Genomic DNA, 21,786 nt, shown 5'->3' with positions numbered 1-21,786 from the left:
GCTACCGGTGTGAATCGTTAAACGAGCAAGTACCAAGCGGGACGAGCGTGGCCAGGGGGTCGGCGGTCGATGGTGTTCCAGCAGCGCGGGCTCGGCGTACGGAGACGGGTGAGAGCGGTCGCCGGAGTCGTGTCGGGTGGCCTGCTGGCCGTGTCGCTGGCGACCGTGAGCGGCTGTTCCACCGAGACGGCGGCCGATGAACGACCGGGCGGCAGCGCGCGCGAGAGTGCGGTCACGGCGCTGCACCGGGCCGCGGACGTGCTGGTCAAATCGGGCAGCTCAAGGGTCCGTACGACCATGGAGACGGCGACGGGCGGCACCCGCGTGTCCATCCGGGGCGCCGGTGCGTACGACTTCGAGAAGCGGCTGGGACGGCTGCGGCTGCTGCTGCCGAGGGACGCGATGGGGACCGCCGAGCACGCGCCGATCACCGAACTCCTGACCTCCGGGGCGCTTTTCATGCGCAATCGCGGTGCGGGCATTCCCCGCGACAAATGGGTGCGGGTGGATACGACGGACATTCCCGACGGGAATCTGGTCACCGGCGGGGCCACGGATCCGCTGACCGCCGCCGAGTTGCTGCGCGGGGTGCGGAAGGCCAGCCTGGTCGGCGAGGAGGGACTCGGCGGAGACTTGGTGCGCCACTACCGCGGCACAACCGACATCGGCCGGGCGGCGCGGGCCGCGCCGGAGGGCGCGCGCGGCTCACTGGTGGCCGCGGCCAGGGGGTTCCACGAGAGTACGGTGCGCTTCGACGCGTATCTCGACGGGCTCGGCCGGCTGCGCGAGGTGCGCCACCGGTTCACGGTGACCAGCCGGGCCGACGGCCGGAAGGCGGCGGAGAGCCCGGACGCCGCCGGGCGGCGGCGTGGCGAGCTGGGGGTCGCGTCCACCACGGAGCTGTACGACTTCGGGGCCCCCGCCGAGGTTGAGCTCCCCAAGCCCACGGATATCTACACAGGGAAGGTCGGATCACCTCAGAAGTAGTCGGAGGGGCTCGCTTTGCCCTTCGAAATGGCCCATCCGTGCCATGCGCGGAGTGTGTACCGATCCCTACGCTGGGAAGCCGCTGCTCGAAAGTGCTCGCAGGTGCTCGCTGGAGGAGGTGAAACACGTGGTTGCGCGTCGCGGCTCGTCGGGCCCGGACCCCGTGGCCCTCGTCGAAATCGATCTCTATGGTGACTTGATGATCGCTGCGTCGAGCGCGGACGAGGACAGGCTCAGTACGGACCGTATCGACGAGGTGCTCCGGGTGCGGGCCGACCGATCAGATTCGGCCGAGGGGACCACGGGCGCCAAGGCGAACGGTAGGGGCGCCGAGGACAGGAAGCGCCCCGAGAAGGTCAAGCGCGCGGAGAAGGCGCAGCGCGCCGAGGAGACGAAGGCCGCCCCGGAGGCCGGTGCAGGGAGCCCGGACGCCCCGTAGCGGACGCCCTCTGGCAACCCGTAGCGGACGCCCTCCGGCAACGTCGATGCCGCCGTCTCGCCGGCGGGCGCCCAGTGGGGCGTCCGGCGAGGCGCCCAGCGGCCCCGTCCGGCGAGAGGCGAGCGGACGGTCCACGCCCGCAGGCGGTCATCTCCACGCCCTCGGACGGCCATCTCCACGCCCGCGGGCGGTCATGTCCACGCCCGCGAACGGGCCCGTACCGGCGCTGGCCCGGGGACGGCCCGTCCACCGTCCACCCGGCTGCGCCCCGCACCCGCGCTCAGGTCCGCAGCAGCCGGGCGATGGCCGCCGTGGCCTCGGCCACCTTGGCGTCGACCTCTCCGGTGCCCTCCGCCTCGCCCTGGGCGGCGCTCTCCACGGCCGCGCTGGCGACACAGTGGCGCAGATGCTCCTCGAGCAGTTGGAGGGCGAAGGACTGGAGCGCCTTGGTGCTCGCCGAGACCTGGGTGAGTATGTCGATGCAGTAGACGTCTTCCTCGACCATCCGCTGCAGTCCCCTGATCTGGCCCTCGATCCGGCGCAGCCGCTTCAGATGCTGATCCTTTTGTTTGGCGTATCCATGCCCACCGTGGGGTACGGAGTCCTGGGCGGAGGTGTGCCCGGACGCCTGGCCCCGCTCGTCGCCGTCGGTGGGCGCGGTGGTGTCGGCCGCCGAGGTCGTCATGGCTTCCTCCCGTTGATTACGCTATGTCCGCATATACCCCCAGTGGGTATATGGTATCGCCTTTTCCGGTCGAACCGGGCCCCCGTGCTGAGCACTCTGCCCAATGGGCGACACTGGGATCGCCGGTTACCGTGGCCGGAAGATGCGCCTAGCATCGTCGAGTCCCCATCCGCTGCATTCCGAGGATCCCCAGTGCGCTTTCGTCTGACCCCCAGGGAGACGAGCTTTTACGACATGTTCGCCGCGTCCGCGGACAACATCGTGACCGGCTCCAAGCTCCTGATGGAACTGCTCGGGGCGGACTCCTCCGCTCGTGCCGAGATCTCGGAGCGGATGAGGGCCGCGGAGCACGCGGGGGACGATGCCACGCACGCGATCTTCCACCAGCTGAACTCCTCCTTCATCACGCCGTTCGACCGCGAGGACATCTACCGCCTCGCCTCGTCCCTCGACGACATCATGGACTTCATGGAGGAGGCCGTCGACCTGGTCGTCCTCTACCAGGTCGAAGAGCTGCCCAAGGGCGTCGAGCAGCAGATCGAGGTGCTGGCGCGGGCGGCCGAGCTGACCGCCGAGGCGATGCCGAACCTGCGCACCATGACCAACCTCACGGAGTACTGGATCGAGGTCAACCGGCTGGAGAACCAGGCGGACCAGATCCACCGCAAGCTCCTGGCCCACCTCTTCAACGGTAAGTACGACGCCATCGAGGTGCTCAAGCTCAAGCAGATCGTCGATGTGCTGGAGGAGGCGGCGGACGCCTTCGAGCATGTGGCCAACACGGTCGAGACCATCGCCGTCAAGGAGTCCTGAGCCCGGGCATGGACACCTTCGCGCTTGTCGTGACCATCGCGGTCGCGCTGTTCTTCACCTATACCAACGGCTTCCACGACTCGGCCAACGCCATCGCGACCTCGGTCTCCACCCGGGCGCTGACCCCACGGGCGGCGCTCGCTATGGCCGCCGTGATGAACCTCGCGGGTGCCTTCCTCGGCAGCGGTGTCGCCAAGACCGTCAGCGAGGGCCTGATCGCCACCCCCACCGGCGACCAAGGCATGATGATCTTGTTCGCCGGACTGGTCGGCGCGATCACCTGGAACATGGTGACCTGGTACTACGGTCTGCCGTCCTCCTCATCGCACGCGCTTTTCGGCGGGCTGGTCGGCGCGGCGCTCGCGGGGGCCAGCACGGTCCACTGGGACGGGGTGCTGGAGAAGGTCGTCATCCCGATGATCCTCTCGCCCATCGTCGGCCTGGTGCTCGGCTACCTCGTGATGGTGGTCATCCTCTGGATCTTCCGTAACGCGAACCCGCACAAGGCCAAGCGCGGCTTCCGGATAGCGCAGACCGTCTCGGCGGCGGGCATGGCGCTCGGCCACGGCCTCCAGGACGCCCAGAAGACGATGGGTGTCGTGGTGATGGCCCTGGTCATCGGGGGTGTCGAGGACGAAGGCGACGCGATTCCGGTGTGGGTGAAGATCTCCTGCGCCGCGATGCTGTCGCTCGGCACCTACGCGGGCGGCTGGCGCATCATGCGCACGCTGGGACGGCGGATCATCGAGCTGGACCCGCCGCAGGGGTTCGCGGCGGAGACCACGGCGGCAGGCGTCATGTACACGGCGTCGTTCATGTTCCAGGCGCCCATCTCGACCACCCATGTCATCACCTCGGCGATCATGGGCGTGGGGGCGACCAAGCGGGTGAGCGCGGTCCGCTGGGGGGTCGCGAAGAACATCGTCCTCGGCTGGTTCATCACCATGCCCGCGGCGGCCGGAGTCGCCGCGCTCAGCTACTGGATCGTCAACCTGGCCTTCGGCTGACCGCCGCACAACAAGACCGGACCCATGAAAGTGGGCCCGCCCCCGGGAGCCAGGGGCGGGCCCTTCGTCTTGCGGTGGCACCGCCATGCAGCACCGCAGGACGTTCTGTCCTCGCCGGTCGTGCGAGGGGCCTTGGTCAGCCGAAGCGGCCGGAGATGTAGTCCTCGGTCGCCTGCACCGACGGGTTGGAGAAGATCCGCTCGGTCTCGTCGATCTCTATGAGCTTGCCCGGCTGGCCGACACCGGCCAGGTTGAAGAAGGCCGTACGGTCCGAGACGCGCGCCGCCTGCTGCATGTTGTGCGTCACGATGACGATCGTGAAGCGCTCCTTGAGCTCACCGATCAGGTCCTCGATGGCGAGGGTCGAGATCGGGTCGAGCGCCGAGCAGGGCTCGTCCATCAGCAGCACATCGGGCTCGACCGCGATGGCGCGGGCGATGCACAGCCGCTGCTGCTGACCGCCGGAGAGCCCGGCGCCCGGCTTGTTGAGCCGGTCCTTGACCTCGTTCCACAGGTTGGCGCCCTTGAGGGACTTCTCGACGACGTGTCCGAGCTCGCTCTTCTTGTACGAGCCGTTGAGCTTCAGCCCGGCGGCCACGTTCTCGAAGATGGACATCGTCGGGAACGGGTTGGGGCGCTGGAAGACCATGCCGACCGTGCGCCGCACGGAGACCGGGTCCACGCCCGAGCCGTAGAGGTTCTCGTCGTCGAGCATCACCTTGCCCTCAACACGTCCGCCGAGGGTGACCTCGTGCATCCGGTTGAGGGTGCGCAGGAAGGTGGACTTGCCGCAGCCCGACGGGCCGATGAAGGCGGTCACCGAGCGGGGCTCGACGGTCATCGAGATGTCCTCGATGGCTTTGTGGGTGCCGTAGTAGGCGGTGAGCCCGCTGATGTCGATGCGCTTGGCCATGTGAATCACTTCTCTTCTTCTTGGCCTCAGCGGCCGGACTTCGGGGCCTTCCAGCGGGCGATGCCGCGGGCCACCAGGTTCAGGATCATGACGAAGGCGATGAGCACGAGCGCCGCTGCCCAGGCCCGGTTGAAGGAGGCCTCGTTGCCGAGCTGCCACTGCTCGTAGATGTAGTAGGGCAGCGACGACTGGGCGCCTTCGAACGGGTTGTTGTTGATCCCCGTGGCACCGAAGACCAGCAGCACGATGGGGGCGGACTCACCGGCGATACGGGCGACCGCGAGCATCACACCCGTGGTGATCCCGCCGATCGCGGTGGGCAGCACCACCTTGAGGATGGTGCGCCACTTGGGCACGCCGAGCGCGAGGGACGCCTCACGCAGCTCGTCCGGGACCAGCTTGAGCATTTCCTCGGTCGAGCGGACGACGATCGGCATCATCAGGATGGCCAGCGCCATGGCGCCGGCGAAGCCCGAGTAGCTGAAGCCGAGAATGATGATCCAGAAGCTGAGGATGAACAGACCGGCGACGATCGAGGGGATGCCGGTCATCACGTCGACGAAGAAGGTGACGGCCTTGGCGAGCCGGCCGCGCCCGTACTCCACCAGGTAGATGGCGGTCAGCAGCCCGATCGGCACGGCGATGAGCGCGGCGAGGCCGACCTGCTCCAGGGTGCCGATGATCGCGTGGTACGCGCCACCGCCGGGCAGGATCGTCTGCACGCCCTCCATGGAGTGGGCCAGGAAGTATCCGTCGAGCACCGTCCGGCCCCGGTCGATGGTCTCCCAGATCAGGGAGAGCAGCGGGACTACGGCGAGCAGGAAGCAGACCCACACCAGGCTGGTGGCGAGCCGGTTCTTGGCCTGACGGCTGCCCTCGACCGCGGCGCCGAGGGCGTACGAGGCGACGATGAAGACCAGGGCGGCGAGCAGGCCCATCTGGAACGGGTTGCCCATCCCGAGGGCGGTGCCGATGCCCGCTCCCAGCGCGAGCGAGACCACGACCAGGGCGTACGGGGCCCACCCGGGCAGCCGGGCCTGCTGGAGGCTCGAGCCGTGGCGCGCGGCGTTCTTGTCAACGACAGTGCTCATGCGGCGGTCCCCGAGTACTCCTTGCGGCGGGCGATGATCATTCGCGCGGCGCCGTTGACCAGCAGGGTGATGACGAACAGCACCAGACCGGAGGCGATCAGCGCGTCACGGCCGTCGTTGCCGGCCTCCTTGAAGCGGCTGGCGATGTTCTGGGCGAAGGTGCCACCGCCCCCGTCCAGCAGGCTGGTCTCGATCAGGAAGTTGGGGGACAGCACGGTGGCGACCGCCATGGTCTCGCCGAGCGCGCGGCCCAGGCCCAGCATCGAGGCGCTGATGATGCCGGAGCGGCCGAACGGGAGGACGGCCATCCGGATGACCTCCCAGCGGGTGGCGCCGAGCGCCAGCGCCGCCTCCTCGTGCATCCTCGGGACCTGCCGGAACACCTCGCGGCTCACGCTGGTGACGATCGGCAGGATCATGATCGCCAGCAGGATGCCGACGGTGAACAGGGAGCGCGCGGGGCCGCCCTGGTAGCTGAGGACCCCGGTCCAGCCCAGGTAGTCGTCGAACCAGGTGTACAGGCCGGTCAGATGCGGCACGAGGAAGAGCGCGCCCCACAGGCCGTAGACGATGCTGGGGACCGCGGCGAGCAGGTCGATCACATAGGCGACCGGGGTGGCCAGCGGGCGCGGCGCGTAGTGCGAGATGAACAGCGCGATGCCCACCGCGATCGGGACCGCGATGAGCATGGCGATGATCGAGCTGACGACCGTGCCGTAGGCGAGGACGGCGATGCCGAACCGCATCGGCGAGGAGCCGGTGTTCCACTCGAAGTAGGTGAGGAAGTTGGCCTCGTCCTTGGAGATCGCGATGGCGGCGCGGTAGGTGAGGAAGGCCGCGATGGCCGCCATGATCACCAGCAGAGCGATACCGGAACCCCGGGCCAGGCCGAGGAAGATCTTGTCACCGGCGCGGCCGGTGGAGCGGGTCCTGACCTTCGATGGTGACTCTGCGGCTGATGATGTGGGTTCTATATCCGTTTTCATGGGTTCTCCGGTCTGCGGAGCCTGCCGCGGAGGAGGCTCCTGGTGCGGCGGTGCACCGGACGATGCGGCTGACTCCGTCGTGGCGATCACCACGACGGAGTCAGCCGCACTCGGGTCAGGAGAGGCTCTTGACGCTCTCGCGGACCTTGTTGGCGATCTCGGCCGGCAGCGGGGCGTAGCCCAGCTCCTTCAGCGAGGTCTGGCCGTCCTCGCTGGCGACGTAGGTCAGGAAGGACTTGGTCGCGGGGAGGGTGCTCGCCTTGTTGCCCTTGTCGCAGGCGATCTCGTAGGTGACCAGGGTGATCGGGTAGGCGCCGTCAGCCTTGGTGTCGTAGGCCAGGTCCAGGGCCAGGTCGCTGCCGGTGCCCTTGACCTTGGCCTCGGAGATGGCCTTGGAGGCGTTCTCGACGGTGGCCTGGACCGGGGCGGAGGCGCCGGTGTTCAGGTCGACGGTCTTGATGCTGTTCGCGGTCGCGTAGGAGAGCTCGAAGTACGAGATCGAGCCCGAGACCTGCTTGACCTGCGAGGAGACACCAGAGGAGCCGTCGGCCGACTGGCCGCCCTCGCCCTCCCACGCCTTGCCCGGCTCATGCGGCCACGCCTTGGGCGCGGCGGCCTTGAGGTACTTGGTGAAGTTGTCCGTGGTGCCCGACTCGTCGGAGCGGTGGAACGCCTGGATCTTGAGGCTCGGAAGGTTCGCGTCCTTGTTCAGCGCCTTGATCGCGGGGTCGTCCCACTTCTTGATCTCGGAGTTGAAGATCTTGCCGAGGACCTCGGCGTTCAGCGTCAGCTTGTCCACGCCGGGCACGTTGAAGCCGACCGCGATCGGGCCGCCGACCATCGGCAGGTCAATGGCCTTGCCGCCCTTGCAGACCTTCTCCGAGGACTTGACCTCTTCGGGCTTCAGCGCCGAGTCGGAACCCGCGAAGGCGGTCTTGCCCTGCAGGAACTCCTGGATGCCCGCGCCCGAGCCGGTGGCCTTGTAGTTGAGCTTGGTGTCCTTGCACGCCGCCCCGTAGGTCTTGATCCACAGGTCCATGGCGTTCTTCTGCGCGGAGGAGCCGGAGGCCAGCAGCTGCCCCTTGCCGTCGCACTTGATGTTGGAGGCGGCCTTGGAGTCACCACCGCCACCACCGCTGTTGTTGTCGGAGCCGCACGCCGTGAGGACAAGGGCGCCGGAGACAGCGAGGGCACCGGCGGCGATGGCGCGAAGCCGGTTCTTGCGCTGAAGCTTCACTTTCGGGAGTTCCTTCCAGAAGCCGCCGGTTGGGGGACGGCGCGCGAGTTGGGTGGAGCGCACTTGTTGTGGCGTGCGCCGGAGCCGTACTCGGCTCACGCTCAGTAGGGCCGAAATTAGGCAGATCAGGTGAAGCGGCCTGAGGGGGCGAGTAAACGGACGGTGAACCTCGGCCGTCAGTGTGGTGGCCATGTCACGGCCAGGTCACGGCTGGATCGCGGCGTGGGCTACCCCCTCGCGGAGGCCGCCCGAGGTCCGTCCGACACCTGTGCGGCACCCGTCCGGTGAACCGGATCGGGGTGGCCGGCGGCGTAACCGCCGCGTGTCTCTGTCGGATTGCGGTACGGCATGTCACTATCCGTCCCTACGTGCCGGTACGTCAGGTCTGGCGCGCGAGAACGACAGGAGCGCGCACGGCCGCAGCCGAACGAGAGGAGACCGCGGGTGAGGCGGGACGGGAGAGGGAGGGGTGTGAGCGTCGCCGCGGCCACCGCGCTCGTCTGCGCGCTGGGACTGTCGGCGGTGCCGGAGACGGCGTACGCCGCGCCCGGCGAGCCGGGGCCGACGCCGGGCGGCGGGGCCGGTGGCGGGACCGGTGGCGGCGGGAGCGGGGACCGGAGTCTGGAGGCGGTCCGCAAGGAGGTCGAGGGGCTCTACCGCAAGGCGGAGTCCGCCACCGACTCGTACAACCTGGCGCGGGAGAAACAGGCCCGGCAGGAGAAGTCCATCCTGAGGATCGCCCGAGCCGTGGTGAAGGCCCAGAAGGAGATGGCCGGACTGCGCAAGCGGGCCGGGGCGATGGCCCGGGCCCAGTACCGGGGCGGCGGGATGCCCGCGGAGGCGCGGCTGTTCCTCAACGGCGACCCGGGTGACTTCCTCGACGGCGTCACGCTCGCGCGCAAGGGTGAGAAGGCGACCCACGGTCTGATCGGCCGTCTGGCGCGCACCCAGGTGGCGCTGGACCGGTACGCCGAGTCGGCCTCCCAGGAGTGGGAACGGCTGGACCGGAGCCGGGCGAAGAAGGCGGCCGCGAAGAAGGAGATCCTGCGCAAGCTGGCCCGGGCGCAGCGGCTGGAGTCCCGGCTGGCGAAGGACGAGCGGGAGCGGCTGCGCCGGCTGGAGGAGGACAAGGCCCGTGGCGCACAGGCGAAGTGGCTGGACACCGGGATACTGCGGGAGCTCGGCGGCGGTGCCACCGCGAGGGGCGGCCGCGCGGTCGACTTCGCGAAGGATCAGCTCGGCAAGGACTATGTGTGGGGCGCGGTGGGCCCGAACACCTATGACTGTTCGGGGCTGACCCAGCGGGCGTGGGCGGCGGCCGGCCGGGCGATCCCGCGGACCTCGCAGGAGCAGTGGCGGCTGCTGCCGAAGGTGAGCGCGAAGGACATGCGCCCGGGTGATCTGATCATCTACTTCCGGGACGCGAGCCATGTGGGGATGTACGTGGGCAGCGGCGCGATCATCCACGCACCCCGCCCCGGCCGCCAGGTGACGGTCGCGGGCGCGGGTTCGATGCCGATCCTGGGCGTGGTGCGGCCGGATGCGAGGTAGCGGCGGCCACCAGGGGCTCAGGCCGGCGGAAGCTCGTTGAGGGCCGTCTCGAAGGCGCCGTACGCGCGTTGGTCGAAGAGGACGAAACGGGCCTCGGTGACCGAAGTGTCCGTATCGCGCACGGTGGTGAGCGCGATCCGGGCGGCGTCGTCGAGGGGCCAGCGGTAGACGCCGGTGGAGACGGCCGGGAAGGCGACCGTACGGGCGCCCAGTTCATCGGCGACCCGCAGTGACGCGCGGTAGCAGGAGGCGAGGGTGGCCGAGCGGTCCTCGGTCGTGGAGAAGACCGGTCCGACCGTATGGATCACCCAGCGGGCGGGCAGCCGGCCGGCCGTGGTGGCGACCGCCGCACCGGCCGGAAGCCCCTTGCCGTAGTGAGATGCGCGCAGATCGCGGCATTCATCCAGAATGTCGGGTCCGCCCCGCCGATGGATGGCTCCGTCGACGCCACCCCCTCCCAACAGGGAGGAGTTGGCCGCGTTCACGACCGCGTCGACGCTCTGCTCGGTGATATCGCCCAGCGCCAGCGTGATGTTCGTCATCCCGGGATTGTCTCCCGGGCCGCCAAGTGCCGCATGACGTGCGGCATATGACAAAAGTCGGTGCCTGGAGGTCATTCCGTGAAACCGCCGCCTAGCGCTAAGGTCGCCTGGCAGTATCCGGTACCCGCGCTCTGACGTCGCTGAAACCGACCAGTCGGTGTGCGTACCGGGATCCCATGTGCGCTCCACCGTCGGCGGGGCGCGCCCTCGGGGGGAGGGAAGGAATCGAGCGATGTCCGTACCCGTGCCGAGGCAACGGGAGGCACCGGCCCAGTCGGCCGGTCCCGCCACCCTGCCCGACAACGGGCTCACCCTGCTGGTGATCGAGGACGATCCGTCCGGTGCCTTCAACGTTCCCGAGATGCTGGACACCGAGGGTAACCGGGTCCGCATCCGTACGGCCCGCAACCTCACCGAGGCCAGCCGGCTGCTCACCGACGGGGTGCAGTGCATCCTCCTGGCCCTGCCGGGACCGTGCCACGACGGCGCGGACTCGCTGGCCACGCTGCGCGAGGTGCTGAGGCTCGCGCCTTCGCACGCCGTCCTCGTGCTCACCGCCGAGGACGACGCCGAGCGCGCCGCCGAGGCGGTACGGGTGGGTGCCCAGGACTTCCTCTTCCGGGGCGAGCTGGACGGCCGGATCCTCAGCCGCGCCATCCGCTACGCCGTCGAGCGCAAACGCTCCGACCTCGCCCAGCGCCAGCTCACCGAGTCACGGCTGCGCGCCCAGGAGAACGCCCGGCTGGAGCGCGGACTGCTGCCCACCCCGCTGCTGGACGGCTCGGGGCTGCGTTTCGCCGCCCGCTACCGGCCCGGCCGCAGCCGCGCCCTGCTCGGCGGCGACTTCTACGACACCGTCCGCACCCCGGACGGCACCGTCCACGCGATGATCGGCGACGTCTGCGGGCACGGCCCGGACGAGGCCGCCCTCGGCGTCGAGCTGCGGATCGCCTGGCGCGCCCTGACCTTCGCCGGGCTCTGCGGCGATCAGCTGCTCGGCACCCTTCAGCAGGTGCTGGAGAACGAACGCGCCGACGATGAGATCTTCGCCACACTGTGTACGGTCGACATCACCCCGGACGGCCGCCGGGCCGGGGTCTGCCTGGCCGGGCACCCCTCACCGCTGGCGATCCGCCCGAGCATGGCGCCCCGGCTGCTGCCGACCGACGAGAACGGCCCGGCGCTGGGCCTCCTGCCGAACGCCCGCTGGCCGCGCCGCGAGGTCGATCTCGGCGGGGCGTGGAGCCTGATGATGTACACCGACGGGCTGATCGAGGGCCGCGTCGGGCAGGGGGTGCAGCGGCTCGGCCAGGAGGGGATGGTCGAGATCGTGGCGCGCCAGGTCGCGGAGGGACGGCGCGGCGAGGAGCTGCTGGACGCGACCGTCACCGAGGTGCGGTCGCTGAACGGCGGGGAGCTGACCGACGATCTCGCGGTGCTGCTGCTGGACCGCGGCTGACCGGCCGCGGCCCGCTATGAGGCCGCCCGGACCCGCCGCCGGCCGTCGCCCGCCACCGGCCGCTGAAAGGGCCCGTAAGGGCCTATCGGCCGTTGAAGGGTCCGTAAGGGCCGTCTGAGCTGGAGCCGCGGCCGCGCGGCCAGCGGCGGCCACCGCCGGAGACCTGTCGCAGCGCGGGGCGGACGTCGACGACGTACACGATCGTCGCGATCAGCCCGATGATCGGCAGGAAGTCCAGGATCCCCATGAAGAAGTTCACCGCGGCCGCGAGGCCGAGGATGATCAACCAGAATGCCTTGGTCTGCTTGTCCGCCGCTCGATACGCGTCCTCCCGGCGGATCGCCGAGTCGACGAAGGCGAAGAGGCTGAAGAGGAGCAGGGCCCAGGAGACCCAGTACATCAGCTTGCCGAAGCCTTCAACCAGCACGCCGTCCACCGCCTAGAAGATATGTATGGGAAGCGTCTCTGCGGGCCACCGTACCCGCCCACCGGGCCGGGCACGCAGGGTATACCCGGCGTACCCGGCCCGGTCGTGGACGTGCGCGCGTCAGCCTGCCGACTTCGGCTCCGGCTTCTTGGCGGCGGTGGCGGGCTTGTTTCCGCGGGCCGGGGCCTTCTTGGCCTGGGTGGCCGACGAGGCCGCGGACGACTGGGCGCCCGAGTGGCCGGCGCCGCTCGACGCGGCCGGGGTGGCCGGCTTGGCGGGGGCCTTCGGCGCTTCCTTGGACGAGTCCATGGCGACCGACTGCGCCGGCGCCTTGGACCGGGCGGCGTGGCCGTCCCGCTCCCCCTTGGGCTCAATCGCGTCGGCGATGTCGACGACCTCGTCGGCCGCCTCACCGCGCCAGGTCCGCACGACGTCCTGGCCGTGCTCGGCCACCTCGTCGTACCGCTCCCGCGCCTTCACGGCCAGCTCGGCGGCCCGGCCCACGCCCTGAAGGGCGAGCTCCTGCGCCGTGTCGCGCAGCCGCTTGATGTCGGTGTCGAGCGTGCCCAGCATCTCGGTGAGCTTGTCCTGGGCTCCCTTGGCCTGCTGGGAGACCCGCTCCTGCACGACCTTGGGGTCGGTGTTGCGCACCGCGTTCAGGCGCTCCGGCGCCTCGGCGACGATCTTCTCGACGAACGACGGCACCTCCTTGAGCTTCTGGGCGGCGATGTCGGCCGTGCCCGCCATGAAGTACAGCGGGGTCGGGTCGGTGAGGGTCTTGCGTACGTCGTCGGTGATGGCCATGGTGATGGTCCTCCCGGATCAGTTCGAGGGTGCGGCGACGTCGGCGCCGGCGTCGGGGGTGTCGGAGGCGTCGTCCGAGGCGGTCTGGAGCCCGTTCTCCTTGCGGAAGGACTCGTAGATCTGCAGCAGGACCTGCTTCTGCCGCTCGTTGATCGAGGGGTCGGCGAGTATCACGCTGCGCACCTCGGTCTCTTCGCGGTCCCGCTCGTCGAGGATCCCCGCCTGTACGTACAGGGTCTCGGCGGATATCCGCAGTGCCTTCGCCAGCTGCTGCAGGATCTCGGCGCTCGGTTTGCGCAGCCCGCGCTCGATCTGGCTGAGGTACGGATTGGACACCCCGGCCGCATCGGCCAGCTGCCGCAGCGACAGCTGCGCACTGCGCCGCTGCTCGCGCAGGAACCCGCCGAGGTTGCCGACGTTGAGTGATGCCATGCCTCGATGCTGCAACAGGTGTGCTAACTATTGCAAGCATTTGCTTGCAATAGTGGTGCGTGTCATGCGGGGCCCGCTGGTGTGACCCGGTCGGTGCGACCTCGTCGGGGGTGACCTCGTCGGGGGTGACCTCGTCAAAAAGTTCGTGAGGTCTGTCGATCCGGGCGGTGCCCGTTCGACGCAGGGGTGAGAGGCGGGGCGAGCCCCCGGCCTCCGCTCCGAAATCTCGATCCCGTTTCGCAAGGAGTCACCACCATGCCGCGCTATCTGTCGATGATCCGCGTCGATGAGCAGAACGCCCCCGCCGAGGGCCCCAGCCCCGAGCTCATGGAGCGGATGGGCGAGCTGATCGAGGAGATGACCAAGGCCGGGGTCATGCTGGACACGGCCGGGCTCACCCCGACCTCCGACGGCACCCGGGTCACCTGGTCCGGCGGAAAGATCAGCTGCACCGACGGCCCCTTCACCGAGAGCAAGGAGGTCATCGGCGGCTACGCCCTGCTCCAGGCCAAGGACAAGGCCGAGGCCCTGGAGTGGACCAAGCGGTTCCTGCGGGTCCATGAGGAGTTCTGGACGATCACCTGCGAGGTCCGTGAGGTTGTCGAGCCCTGAGCCGGTAATGCTTGCTCCGTCCCCTTACGGCTGCTCTGATGGTGGCCGTGACGGCAGCAAACCCGGCCGATGCGGCGAAACCAGCTGAAAGCGCCCTGAGCGGCGAAACGGCTGACATCGCCAGAACGGTCGAAACGGTCTTCAGGATCGAGTCCGCGCGGATCATCGCCGGCGTCGCCCGCATCGTGCGGGACGTCGGACTGGCCGAGGAACTCGCGCAGGACGCCCTGGTCACCGCGCTGGAGCGGTGGCCGGAGTCGGGTGTGCCGGACAATCCGGGCGCCTGGCTCATGGCCACCGCCAAGCACCGCGCGATCGACCTCGTACGCCGTAAGGAGACCTACGCGCGCAAGCTGGCGGAGGTGGGGCGGGCCCTGGAGGACGTCTCACCGCCCGATCCGGCGGATCTCGCCGGGACCGCCGAGGACATCGACGACGACCTGCTGCGGCTGATCTTCACCGCATGCCATCCCGTGCTGTCCACCCAGGCCCGGGTAGCGCTCACGCTGCGGCTGCTGGGCGGGCTGACGACGGAGGAGATCGCCCGCGCGTTCCTGGTCCCGGAGCCGACGGTCGCCCAGCGCATCGTCCGGGCCAAGCGGACCCTCGCCAAGGCCGAGGTCCCCTTCGAGGTGCCGCACGGCGACGACCGGACCGCCCGGCTCTCCTCGGTCCTGGAGGTCATCTACCTCGTCTTCAACGAGGGCTACTCCGCGACCGCGGGCGACGATCTGGTGCGCCCGGCCCTGTGTGAGGACGCGCTGCGCCTGGCGCGGGTGCTGGCGGGGCTGCTGCCCCAGGAGCCCGAAGCGCATGGCCTGGTCTCGCTGCTGGAGTTCCAGTCCTCCCGGATCGGGGCGCGCACCGGCCCCGGCGGTGAGCCGGTGCTGCTCGCCGACCAGAACCGCACCAAGTGGAACCGCCTGCTCATCCGCCGGGGTGTCGAGGCCCTCCAGCGGGCGGGCCAGGGCCCGTACTCCCTCCAGGCCGCCATCGCCGCCTGCCACGCCCGGGCGATCCGCTACCAGGACACCGACTGGACGGCCATCGCCGCCCTCTACGGCCGGCTGATGGCGCTGACCCCGTCCCCGGTGGTGGAGCTCAACCGGGCGGTCGCCGTCGCGATGGCGGAGGGGCCCGCGGCGGGTCTGAAACTGGTCGAGGCGCTGGCGGAGGAACCGGCCCTCAAGGGCTACCACCTGCTGCCGAGCGTCCGCGGGGATCTGCTGGAGCGGCTGGGGCGGCATGCGGAGGCCCGGGCGGAGTTCGCCCGCGCGGCGGGCCTGACCCGTAACGCCCGTGAGCGGGCGCTGCTGCTGGAGCGGTCGTCGGGCTGAGCCGATGGGCTGATCTTGTGGTGCGGGGCTGATCTTGTGGTCGGGGCGAAAAGGTGCGCATGCTGCCCCATGACCTCATCCTCTTCCTCATCCGCGTTTTCCTCGCTTTCGTCTTCCCATCTCTCATCACCTCTCTCATCACCGGCCGATCGGCTGGGCTTCGGGGCCATGCAGCTGCCGGGGCGGTGGGGCGGTCCCGCCGTCGAGCGGGCCACGGCCGTGGCGGTCGCACGGCGCGCCGTGGAGCTGGGCGCCCGTCATATCGACACCGCCGCCTTCTACTTCTCCGCCACCGAGCGGGCCAACGACATCCTGCGCGAGGCCCTGCACCCCTACCCCGAGCAGCTCACCATCGCCACCAAGATCGGGCCGCTGCGCACCGCGACCGGGGAGATGTACGCGGAGGCGCGGCCGGAGCAGCTGCGGGGGCTGGTGGAGGAGAACCTGCGGCAGCTGGGCGTGGACGCCCTCGACCTGGTCTACCTGCGGGTGGGGCGGCTGAAGGCGGTGGGCGGGGTGCCGATCGGGGAACGGTTCGGCGCGCTGGCCGCACTGCGGGAGGAGGGGCTGGTGCGGGAGCTCGGGGTGAGCAATGTGAGCGCCGAGCAGCTCGCCGAGGCCCGCGCGATCGCGCCCGTGGCGGCGGTGCAGAACCGGTTCGGGGTGCTCGACCAGGGAGACGGGGCGCTGGTGGACGAGTGCGCCGCGGCCGGAATCGCCTATGTGCCGTTCTTCGCGCTGGGCGGCGGCCATACCGGCCTGGAGAACGAGAACCTGCGGACGGTCGCGGAGCGGCAGGGCGCGACCGCGCATCAGATCGCCCTCGCCTGGGGGCTCGCCCGCTCGCCCGCGATCATCCAGATCCCCGGCACCAGCTCACTGGCTCACCTGGACGAGAACATGGCGGCGGCGCGGATCGCCCTCGGCGAGGACGACATGGCGCTGCTGGAGCCGGTGGCGTCGGCGGACTGACGCCGGGCGGGCCGGGCGAGGCGGATGGGACTGGTTGGACTGGTGGGACGGGCCGTGACCTGGGCGCGAGGCCGTTGTCTTACCCCCGTGGTCGAATGAACGGAAGGCGGGCGCAGAGTGCGCCGACGGCGGGAGGTGGTGCATGTCCGGTGGGGCGAGCGGGGTGCGGGTGCGGCTCGAGCCGTGGGAGGACAGCGCGCTCTGCCTCGGGCTGCTGCGCCGCGTCAACAGCCCGGAGATGACGAGCCATCTGGGCGGGCCGGAGAGCGAGGAGCAGCTCCTGGTACGCCACCGGCGGTATGCCGAGCTGACCGGGCCGGGCGCCGGGCGGATGTACCGGATCGTGCTGCCGGAGGGGAACGAGGGGAACGAGGGGGGCGAGGGGAACGAGACGGCCGGCAGCATCGGGTACTGGGAGCGGGAGTGGCGGGGTGAGTCGGTGTACGAGACCGGCTGGGCCGTGCTGCCGCCGTTCCAGGGGCGGGGGATCGCGGCCGCGGCCGCGAGGGAGGTTGCGCGGGCGGCCGCGGCGCAGCGGACCCATCGGTATCTGCACGCGTATCCGTCCGTCGGCCACCCCGCGTCGAACGGGGTGTGCCGCAAGGCCGGGTTCACGCTGCTCGGCGAGTGCGAGTTCGAGTATCCGGTGGGGACGATGATGCGGTGCAACGAATGGCGGCTGGAGCTGTGGCCGCCCTCTTAGCCGTTCGGGGCGGTCTCGGTGTTCTGGGCGCCTTCGGCGGCCGGGGTGCGGGGTGGCGCGTAGTGCACGGAGAGGCCGGTGCGGCCCGGCAGGAGGTCGGGGCGGAGCACCAGGCGCTCGTCGTAGTCGCCGCCGTTCTGTCGGCGGAACGGAATCGGCTCCTCGGTCGGCAGGGCGGACAGCCGCTTCCGCAGCTCGGCGGCATGGGTTTCGTACGCCTCGGGCGGGACCCGGTCCGCGCCGTACACCACATATGGCGGCAGCACGGACATCCCGCTGTACCAGAAGGTGCCGTGGTGCAGCGGGAACAGCAGATCGCCGAGCTCGCCGTTGACACCGCGCGGCCCCATGGTGGCCTCGGGCGCCCCGGCGGTCAGCACCACCATGGCGCGCTTACCGGCCAGCTTGCCGTCCCCGTAGCGCAGGGTGCGGCCGTCCGGTCCGATGACCCCGTAGGCGAAGCCCTTGACGAAGACGCGGTCGAACCAGCCCTTGAGGATGGCGGGCATGCCGTACCACCACAGGGGAAACTGCACGACGAGCGCATCGGCCCAGGCGATCTTCTCCTGCTCGGCGCGGATGTCCTCGCTGAGCGTCCCCGCGTCATGGGCGCGCCGTGAGGCGGCCCCGACGATGAGGCGTTCGTCCGCGTCATGCCGGAAGTCGGCGCCGTCCACCACGGGGTTCCAGCGCATCGCGTAGAGATCGGACAGCCGGTACTCATGGCCCGCCTCGCGCAGGGCGCGCAGCCCCTCGTCGCGCAACGCCCCGCTGAGGGAGCGCTGTTCGGGGTGGGCGAATATCCACAGCACGTTCATGCCCACCATGCTCGGAAATCGGCCCCGGGGCCGACGAGTGGCCGGATGGCCAGGATGTACAAGAATCTGGCCAGTCCCGAGCCGGGCGGTCAGCTCCGCGCGCTGATCAGCGCCTCCACACCATCGAGGATCCGCTCCAGGCCGAAGACGAACTCGTCGTCGGGGCCGCCCGGGGTGTCGAACTCCCCCGTCCGCAGGGCCGCCGTCACCGCCGGGAAGCGCTCGGCGTCGGTCAGCTTCTCCAGCAGCCTGGCCCAGGACGCCATCGAGGACTCGAGGCTCTGCCCCTTGCGCCGGTGGGCCGCCAGGATGTCGAAGGTCATCCGCGCCTCGTTCCGGACGAAGCCGCTGACCAGCATCAGCACGGAGACCTTCTCGCCCTCGCTGAGGTTGGTGCGGCGCAGACAGGCCAGTCCGCGCTCCATCCAGGCCACCGAGTTGGGCGTCGAGGGCGGGGTGCTTACGGGTACGTTCACCACCCACGGGTGGCGGGCGACGCTGGTGCGCAGTCCCCAGGCCCAGTCGGTGAATCCGGTCCGCCAGTCCTTCGCCGGTTCGCCGGGCGGGGGTGGGCCGTAGGCGGCGTCCTCCATCAGCGTCAGCAGCTCGTCCTTGGCCGAGACATAGCGGTACAGGGACATCGTGGAGACGCCCAGCTCGGACGCGACCCGGCTCATGGAGACCGCGCCGAGACCGTCCGCCGAGGCGATGCCGACGGCGGCGTCGACGATCCGGCCAAGGGTCAGCCCGGGCCGGGGCCCCTTGCCCGGGCGTTCCCGCAGTCCCCAGGCGGCCTCGATGCTCGCCGGCAGGCCGGTGCCGTTGTCCTCGGTGGCCATGGCCTCGGGACCCTCCGTGTCTACGTGCGCTGATGGTGGCTCGATTGACCGCCATCCTAGAGTTGTGTATACCCTACGCAGTAGCGTGTATGGCATACACAGAAAGAGGAGCGGGGGAATCATGGCCCATCGACCAGCCATCGAGGCGAACGGCCTCGAGAAGTCCTACGGGGCGGTGAAGGTGCTCAGGGGCGTCGATCTGTCGGTCGCGCCCGGCAGCGTCTTCGCGCTGCTCGGCCCCAACGGGGCGGGCAAGACCACGACCGTGCGGATCCTGGCCACGCTGACGCCACCGGACTCCGGGCGGGCCCGCGTCGCGGGCTTCGACGTCGTCGCCGACCGCCGTCGGGTCCGCCGCGCCATCAGCCTCACCGGGCAGTACGCAGCGGTGGACGAGATGCAGACCGGCGAGGAGAACCTGCGGATGATGGGGCGGCTGACCCGGCTCGGCCGCGCCGAGGCCCGCGGCCGCGCACACGAACTGCTGGAGCGCTTCGACCTCACCGGCGCCGCCCGCCGCACCGTGGGCACCTACTCGGGCGGGATGCGCCGCCGACTCGACCTCGCCGCGGGCCTGGTCGGCCACCCCGAGGTGATCTTCCTCGACGAGCCGACCACCGGACTCGACCCGCGCAGCCGACAGGCCATGTGGGAGGTGGTCAAGGGGCTGGTGACGGACGGTGTGACGGTCTTCCTCACCACCCAGTACCTGGAGGAGGCCGACCAGCTCGCCGAGCGCCTCGCCGTGGTGGACGGCGGCCGGGTGGTGGCCGAGGGCACCCCGGCCCAGCTCAAGGAGCGCGTGGCCGGGCAGCGGCTGGACCTGACGCTCGGCGATACCGCGGCGTACCGGACGGTCGCGCGCCAACTCGGCGTACGGCTCGTCCGGAGCGACGCCGACCGGCTGACGCTGGGCGTCGCGACGGACGGCAGCGCGGCCCATGTGCGGACCCTGCTCGACGAGATCGACCCCGGCCGGCGCGCGGTGGACCGCTTCACCGTGCACAGCGCCACGCTCGACGATGTCTTCATGGCCCTGACCGGCCACGGCGCCGGGGGCGGGAGCCGTGACGACGAGGGCGAAAGCCGTAGCGCCGGGGGAGAGAGCGCCGCGGGCGAGAAGGAGACGGCCGGTGTCTGACGCGATCGTTCTGACCGGCCGCACCATCCGGCTGAGCAGGCGCAATCTCGACGCGGTACTCACCGCCATGCTGCTGCCGATCATGCTGATGCTGGTGTTCGTCTACTTCTTCGGCGGCGCCATCCACACCGGCACCGAGTACGTCACCTATGTCGTCCCCGGGGTGATGCTGCTGTGCGCGGGCTTCGGCTCGGCCAATACGGCGGTCACCGTCACCAATGACATGGCCGGTGGCATCATCGACCGCTTCCGGTCGCTGGACATCGGCGGCACGCCGGTCCTGGCGGGTCATGTGGCCGCGAGCGTGCTGCGCAACACGGTCGCGACCGCGATCGTCTTCGGAGTGGCCTTCCTTATCGGCTTCCGTCCGGCCGCCGGTCCGCTCGACTGGCTGGCCGTGGCCGGGATCCTGCTGATGTTCATCCTCGCCATCTCCTGGCTGTCGGCCTGCTTCGGCCTGATCGCCAGGTCACCGGAGGCGGCGGGCGGGTTCACCTTCATGATGATGTTCCTGCCGTATCCCAGCAGCGCGTTCGTGCCCATCGACACCATGCCGGGCTGGCTGCGCGGATTCGCGGAGCACCAGCCGGTCACCCCGGTCATCGAGGCCCTGCGAGGGCTGCTGCTGGACCGGCCGGTCGGCGACAGCGCCTGGCAGGCCCTGGTCTGGTGCGGGGGAGTCCTGGCGGTGGCGACCGGGCTGTCGGGCGTGCTCTTCCGCCGCCGCGCCGGCTGAGCCGAGGAACCGCCGCACCGGCTGAACTGCTGAGCCGCTGAGCCGCGTTCCCGGCGGCGCCGTCAACGGGGGTCGGCGCCGCCGGGCGGATCAGCTGCCGTACGGGTGGGTGGTGCGGGCCGTGCGCAGGACCCGCGCCCACCAGGTGAGCTGGTCGAGCATCGCCCCGGCGGCGGTGTCCGGGCCCTCGGGGTCCTTCAGCCGGCCGTCCGCTCCGAACAGCCCGCCCGCGTTGTGGAAGCTGACCGTGTCCCGGACGGTCACGGCGTGGACCTCGGCGAAGACCGGCCGCAGATGCTCGACCGCGCGCAGGCCCCCGGAGATGCCGCCGTAGGAGACGAAGCCGACCGGCTTGGCCTGCCACTGGGTGAAGTGCCAGTCGATCGCGTTCTTCAGGGAGGCGGGGTAGCTGTGGTTGTACTCGGGCGTGACCACGGTGAACGCGTCGGCCGCGTCCAGCCGGGGCGTCACGGCCTCCAGGGCCGCGACGTCCTCGGGGCCGGGCCGGTGGGTGAGGTCCGTGGGCAGCGGGGTCTCGGCCAGGTCCACGACGTCGACGGTCATATCGGAGCGGAGCGTCGCATGACCGGCGAACCAGTCCGCGACCTTCGGACCGAAGCGGCCGTCGCGGGTGCTGCCGATGATGATGGCGAGCCGGATGGGGGAGTCGGTGTCGGTGGCGGATGCGGGCGTGGTGGTTGCCGTCAGGACGGCGGTGTCTGTCGTCATGGGACGAGCCTCGGACTTAAACAAAGGTTGAAGTCAAGCTAACCTCGGCACTATGACGCAATTGACCTGGAAGACCCATGAGCTCACGGTCGGCGATCTCGCGCAGCGCAGCGGGGTGCCCGCCTCCGCGCTGCGCTTCTATGAGCGCGAGGGGCTGATCCACAGCCGCCGCACCTCCGGCAATCAGCGCCGCTACACCCGCGACACCCTCCGCCGCGTGGCCTTCGTCCGCTCCTCGCAGCGCGTCGGCATCCCGTTGGGGAGGATCCGGGAGGTCCTCGGGCTCTTCCCCGAGGACCACGTCCTCACCAAGGAGGACTGGGCCCGGATCTCGGAGTGCTGGCACGCGGACCTCAATGAGCGCATCGAACAGCTGGAGAACCTCCGCGACCACCTCACCGACTGCATCGGCTGCGGCTGTCTGTCGATCGACAAGTGCGCGCTGGCGAACCCCTACGACCGGCTGGGCGAGCAGGGCACGGGCGCCCGCAGGCTGCTGAAGTCCAGCTGCTGAGCACCGGGCGGC

The 21,786-nt window shown here is 70.2% G+C and carries 25 protein-coding genes; 13 read left to right on the top strand and 12 right to left on the bottom strand.

All coding sequences use genetic code 11. The features are described from left to right. The first annotated feature begins 69 nt into the window (after positions 1-69). Both LIV37_RS23245 and LIV37_RS23240 read left to right on the top strand, forming a co-directional pair. The gene (locus LIV37_RS23245) at positions 70-987 is read left to right on the top strand and encodes a hypothetical protein (protein ID WP_020869545.1); all 918 of its coding nucleotides are present in this window, start codon (positions 70-72) and stop codon (positions 985-987) included. A gap of 199 nt (positions 988-1,186) precedes the next feature. After that, positions 1,187-1,426 (top strand): hypothetical protein, encoded by a 240-nt coding sequence (locus tag LIV37_RS23240; RefSeq protein WP_167525768.1) that lies wholly within the window; start codon positions 1,187-1,189, stop codon positions 1,424-1,426. A gap of 280 nt (positions 1,427-1,706) precedes the next feature. On the opposite strand, the gene LIV37_RS23235 is transcribed toward LIV37_RS23240, so the two are convergent. Beyond that, positions 1,707-2,111: a metal-sensitive transcriptional regulator gene (locus tag LIV37_RS23235; RefSeq protein WP_020869543.1), complete on the bottom strand. Its 405-nt coding sequence runs from the start codon at positions 2,109-2,111 to the stop codon at positions 1,707-1,709. A 192-nt stretch (positions 2,112-2,303) separates the two neighbouring features. Between LIV37_RS23235 and LIV37_RS23230 the strand changes: the two genes are divergently transcribed. After that, positions 2,304-2,924 carry a DUF47 domain-containing protein gene (locus LIV37_RS23230; protein WP_121824602.1) on the top strand — a complete coding sequence of 207 codons (621 nt, stop codon included), beginning with the start codon at positions 2,304-2,306 and terminating at the stop codon, positions 2,922-2,924. Between the two features lie 8 nt (positions 2,925-2,932). Continuing rightward, entirely contained in the window at positions 2,933-3,931 is a 999-nt protein-coding gene (locus LIV37_RS23225) for an inorganic phosphate transporter (protein ID WP_020869541.1), read from the top strand. A 136-nt stretch (positions 3,932-4,067) separates the two neighbouring features. Here the strand turns inward: LIV37_RS23225 and pstB are convergent, their stop codons facing one another. The 4 genes from pstB to pstS form a co-directional block, all read right to left on the bottom strand. Then, positions 4,068-4,844 (bottom strand): phosphate ABC transporter ATP-binding protein PstB, encoded by a 777-nt coding sequence (gene pstB / locus LIV37_RS23220; RefSeq protein WP_020869540.1) that lies wholly within the window; start codon positions 4,842-4,844, stop codon positions 4,068-4,070. A gap of 26 nt (positions 4,845-4,870) precedes the next feature. Next, on the bottom strand, positions 4,871-5,935 hold the full coding sequence (gene pstA, locus LIV37_RS23215) for a phosphate ABC transporter permease PstA (RefSeq protein WP_020869539.1): 1,065 nt from the start codon (positions 5,933-5,935) through the stop codon (positions 4,871-4,873). After that, the gene (gene pstC / locus LIV37_RS23210; protein WP_020869538.1) at positions 5,932-6,921 is read right to left on the bottom strand and encodes a phosphate ABC transporter permease subunit PstC; all 990 of its coding nucleotides are present in this window, start codon (positions 6,919-6,921) and stop codon (positions 5,932-5,934) included. The genes pstA and pstC overlap by 4 nt, the downstream gene beginning before the upstream one ends. Before the next feature lie 115 nt (positions 6,922-7,036). After that, a complete protein-coding gene (gene pstS / locus LIV37_RS23205) occupies positions 7,037-8,158 on the bottom strand; it encodes a phosphate ABC transporter substrate-binding protein PstS (protein ID WP_020869537.1) in 1,122 nt (373 codons plus the stop codon). A 471-nt stretch (positions 8,159-8,629) separates the two neighbouring features. On the opposite strand from pstS, the gene LIV37_RS23200 reads away from it, so the two are divergent. Beyond that, positions 8,630-9,709: a C40 family peptidase gene (locus LIV37_RS23200; RefSeq protein WP_020869536.1), complete on the top strand. Its 1,080-nt coding sequence runs from the start codon at positions 8,630-8,632 to the stop codon at positions 9,707-9,709. A gap of 17 nt (positions 9,710-9,726) precedes the next feature. Here the strand turns inward: LIV37_RS23200 and LIV37_RS23195 are convergent, their stop codons facing one another. After that, positions 9,727-10,251, bottom strand: a complete 525-nt coding sequence (locus LIV37_RS23195; RefSeq protein ID WP_020869535.1) for an O-acetyl-ADP-ribose deacetylase — start codon at positions 10,249-10,251, stop codon at positions 9,727-9,729. Positions 10,252-10,483: 232 nt separating this feature from the next. Between LIV37_RS23195 and LIV37_RS23190 the strand changes: the two genes are divergently transcribed. Continuing rightward, a complete protein-coding gene (locus LIV37_RS23190) occupies positions 10,484-11,710 on the top strand; it encodes a PP2C family protein-serine/threonine phosphatase (protein WP_020869534.1) in 1,227 nt (408 codons plus the stop codon). 82 nt (positions 11,711-11,792) lie between these two features. Here LIV37_RS23190 and LIV37_RS23185 read toward each other — a convergent pair whose 3' ends face one another. The 3 genes from LIV37_RS23185 to LIV37_RS23175 all read right to left on the bottom strand — a co-directional run bounded on the left by LIV37_RS23185 (position 11,793) and on the right by LIV37_RS23175 (position 13,373). Continuing rightward, positions 11,793-12,137 (bottom strand): DUF2516 family protein, encoded by a 345-nt coding sequence (locus LIV37_RS23185; RefSeq protein ID WP_243146304.1) that lies wholly within the window; start codon positions 12,135-12,137, stop codon positions 11,793-11,795. Positions 12,138-12,257: 120 nt separating this feature from the next. Next, on the bottom strand, positions 12,258-12,941 hold the full coding sequence (locus tag LIV37_RS23180; protein ID WP_020869532.1) for a hypothetical protein: 684 nt from the start codon (positions 12,939-12,941) through the stop codon (positions 12,258-12,260). A gap of 18 nt (positions 12,942-12,959) precedes the next feature. Continuing rightward, on the bottom strand, positions 12,960-13,373 hold the full coding sequence (locus LIV37_RS23175) for a helix-turn-helix domain-containing protein (RefSeq protein ID WP_020869531.1): 414 nt from the start codon (positions 13,371-13,373) through the stop codon (positions 12,960-12,962). Positions 13,374-13,628: 255 nt separating this feature from the next. Between LIV37_RS23175 and LIV37_RS23170 the strand changes: the two genes are divergently transcribed. The 4 genes from LIV37_RS23170 to LIV37_RS23155 all read left to right on the top strand — a co-directional run bounded on the left by LIV37_RS23170 (position 13,629) and on the right by LIV37_RS23155 (position 16,997). Beyond that, positions 13,629-13,985, top strand: a complete 357-nt coding sequence (locus LIV37_RS23170; RefSeq protein WP_020869530.1) for a YciI family protein — start codon at positions 13,629-13,631, stop codon at positions 13,983-13,985. A 47-nt stretch (positions 13,986-14,032) separates the two neighbouring features. Continuing rightward, a complete protein-coding gene (locus LIV37_RS23165; RefSeq protein ID WP_243146175.1) occupies positions 14,033-15,322 on the top strand; it encodes an RNA polymerase sigma factor in 1,290 nt (429 codons plus the stop codon). Between the two features lie 69 nt (positions 15,323-15,391). Continuing rightward, the gene (locus LIV37_RS23160; protein ID WP_121824604.1) at positions 15,392-16,294 is read left to right on the top strand and encodes an oxidoreductase; all 903 of its coding nucleotides are present in this window, start codon (positions 15,392-15,394) and stop codon (positions 16,292-16,294) included. A 142-nt stretch (positions 16,295-16,436) separates the two neighbouring features. Then, on the top strand, positions 16,437-16,997 hold the full coding sequence (locus tag LIV37_RS23155; RefSeq protein WP_020869527.1) for a GNAT family N-acetyltransferase: 561 nt from the start codon (positions 16,437-16,439) through the stop codon (positions 16,995-16,997). Here the strand turns inward: LIV37_RS23155 and LIV37_RS23150 are convergent. Both LIV37_RS23150 and LIV37_RS23145 read right to left on the bottom strand, forming a co-directional pair. Then, positions 16,994-17,815, bottom strand: a complete 822-nt coding sequence (locus LIV37_RS23150) for an NAD(P)H-dependent oxidoreductase (protein ID WP_167525801.1) — start codon at positions 17,813-17,815, stop codon at positions 16,994-16,996. The genes LIV37_RS23155 and LIV37_RS23150 overlap by 4 nt on opposite strands. An 89-nt stretch (positions 17,816-17,904) precedes the next feature. Next, on the bottom strand, positions 17,905-18,654 hold the full coding sequence (locus LIV37_RS23145; protein ID WP_020869525.1) for a TetR/AcrR family transcriptional regulator: 750 nt from the start codon (positions 18,652-18,654) through the stop codon (positions 17,905-17,907). Between the two features lie 121 nt (positions 18,655-18,775). Here LIV37_RS23145 and LIV37_RS23140 point away from each other — a divergent pair, with 121 nt between their 5' ends. Further along, on the top strand, positions 18,776-19,795 hold the full coding sequence (locus tag LIV37_RS23140; RefSeq protein ID WP_020869524.1) for an ATP-binding cassette domain-containing protein: 1,020 nt from the start codon (positions 18,776-18,778) through the stop codon (positions 19,793-19,795). Continuing rightward, the gene (locus LIV37_RS23135) at positions 19,788-20,531 is read left to right on the top strand and encodes an ABC transporter permease (protein WP_020869523.1); all 744 of its coding nucleotides are present in this window, start codon (positions 19,788-19,790) and stop codon (positions 20,529-20,531) included. The genes LIV37_RS23140 and LIV37_RS23135 overlap by 8 nt, the downstream gene beginning before the upstream one ends. Positions 20,532-20,621: 90 nt before the next feature. Here the strand turns inward: LIV37_RS23135 and LIV37_RS23130 are convergent, their stop codons facing one another. Beyond that, positions 20,622-21,260: an NADPH-dependent FMN reductase gene (locus LIV37_RS23130; protein WP_020869522.1), complete on the bottom strand. Its 639-nt coding sequence runs from the start codon at positions 21,258-21,260 to the stop codon at positions 20,622-20,624. Positions 21,261-21,312: 52 nt separating this feature from the next. Here LIV37_RS23130 and soxR point away from each other — a divergent pair, with 52 nt between their 5' ends. Beyond that, on the top strand, positions 21,313-21,774 hold the full coding sequence (gene soxR, locus LIV37_RS23125) for a redox-sensitive transcriptional activator SoxR (RefSeq protein WP_121824605.1): 462 nt from the start codon (positions 21,313-21,315) through the stop codon (positions 21,772-21,774). Positions 21,775-21,786 lie beyond the last annotated feature (12 nt).

The organism is Streptomyces rapamycinicus NRRL 5491, from assembly GCF_024298965.1.
Lineage (GTDB): Bacteria > Actinomycetota > Actinomycetes > Streptomycetales > Streptomycetaceae > Streptomyces > Streptomyces rapamycinicus.
This window is presented reverse-complemented; position numbering and strand designations above follow the sequence as displayed.

What these genes read in the sequence shown, in the direction of transcription:
- pstB (WP_020869540.1), bottom strand. Translation starts at nt 4,844, where the DNA reads ATGGCCAAGCGCATCGACATCAGCGGGCTCACCGCCTACTACGGCACC.
- LIV37_RS23155 (WP_020869527.1), top strand. Translation starts at nt 16,437, where the DNA reads ATGTCCGGTGGGGCGAGCGGGGTGCGGGTGCGGCTCGAGCCGTGGGAG.
- LIV37_RS23245 (WP_020869545.1), top strand. Translation starts at nt 70, where the DNA reads ATGGTGTTCCAGCAGCGCGGGCTCGGCGTACGGAGACGGGTGAGAGCG.
- pstA (WP_020869539.1), bottom strand. Translation starts at nt 5,935, where the DNA reads ATGAGCACTGTCGTTGACAAGAACGCCGCGCGCCACGGCTCGAGCCTC.
- pstC (WP_020869538.1), bottom strand. Translation starts at nt 6,921, where the DNA reads ATGAAAACGGATATAGAACCCACATCATCAGCCGCAGAGTCACCATCG.
- LIV37_RS23180 (WP_020869532.1), bottom strand. Translation starts at nt 12,941, where the DNA reads ATGGCCATCACCGACGACGTACGCAAGACCCTCACCGACCCGACCCCG.
- LIV37_RS23175 (WP_020869531.1), bottom strand. Translation starts at nt 13,373, where the DNA reads ATGGCATCACTCAACGTCGGCAACCTCGGCGGGTTCCTGCGCGAGCAG.
- LIV37_RS23160 (WP_121824604.1), top strand. Translation starts at nt 15,392, where the DNA reads ATGACCTCATCCTCTTCCTCATCCGCGTTTTCCTCGCTTTCGTCTTCC.
- LIV37_RS23150 (WP_167525801.1), bottom strand. Translation starts at nt 17,815, where the DNA reads ATGAACGTGCTGTGGATATTCGCCCACCCCGAACAGCGCTCCCTCAGC.
- LIV37_RS23240 (WP_167525768.1), top strand. Translation starts at nt 1,187, where the DNA reads ATGATCGCTGCGTCGAGCGCGGACGAGGACAGGCTCAGTACGGACCGT.
- LIV37_RS23190 (WP_020869534.1), top strand. Translation starts at nt 10,484, where the DNA reads ATGTCCGTACCCGTGCCGAGGCAACGGGAGGCACCGGCCCAGTCGGCC.
- LIV37_RS23130 (WP_020869522.1), bottom strand. Translation starts at nt 21,260, where the DNA reads ATGACGACAGACACCGCCGTCCTGACGGCAACCACCACGCCCGCATCC.
- LIV37_RS23225 (WP_020869541.1), top strand. Translation starts at nt 2,933, where the DNA reads ATGGACACCTTCGCGCTTGTCGTGACCATCGCGGTCGCGCTGTTCTTC.
- soxR (WP_121824605.1), top strand. Translation starts at nt 21,313, where the DNA reads ATGACGCAATTGACCTGGAAGACCCATGAGCTCACGGTCGGCGATCTC.
- LIV37_RS23235 (WP_020869543.1), bottom strand. Translation starts at nt 2,111, where the DNA reads ATGACGACCTCGGCGGCCGACACCACCGCGCCCACCGACGGCGACGAG.
- LIV37_RS23195 (WP_020869535.1), bottom strand. Translation starts at nt 10,251, where the DNA reads ATGACGAACATCACGCTGGCGCTGGGCGATATCACCGAGCAGAGCGTC.
- LIV37_RS23140 (WP_020869524.1), top strand. Translation starts at nt 18,776, where the DNA reads ATGGCCCATCGACCAGCCATCGAGGCGAACGGCCTCGAGAAGTCCTAC.
- LIV37_RS23170 (WP_020869530.1), top strand. Translation starts at nt 13,629, where the DNA reads ATGCCGCGCTATCTGTCGATGATCCGCGTCGATGAGCAGAACGCCCCC.
- LIV37_RS23145 (WP_020869525.1), bottom strand. Translation starts at nt 18,654, where the DNA reads ATGGCCACCGAGGACAACGGCACCGGCCTGCCGGCGAGCATCGAGGCC.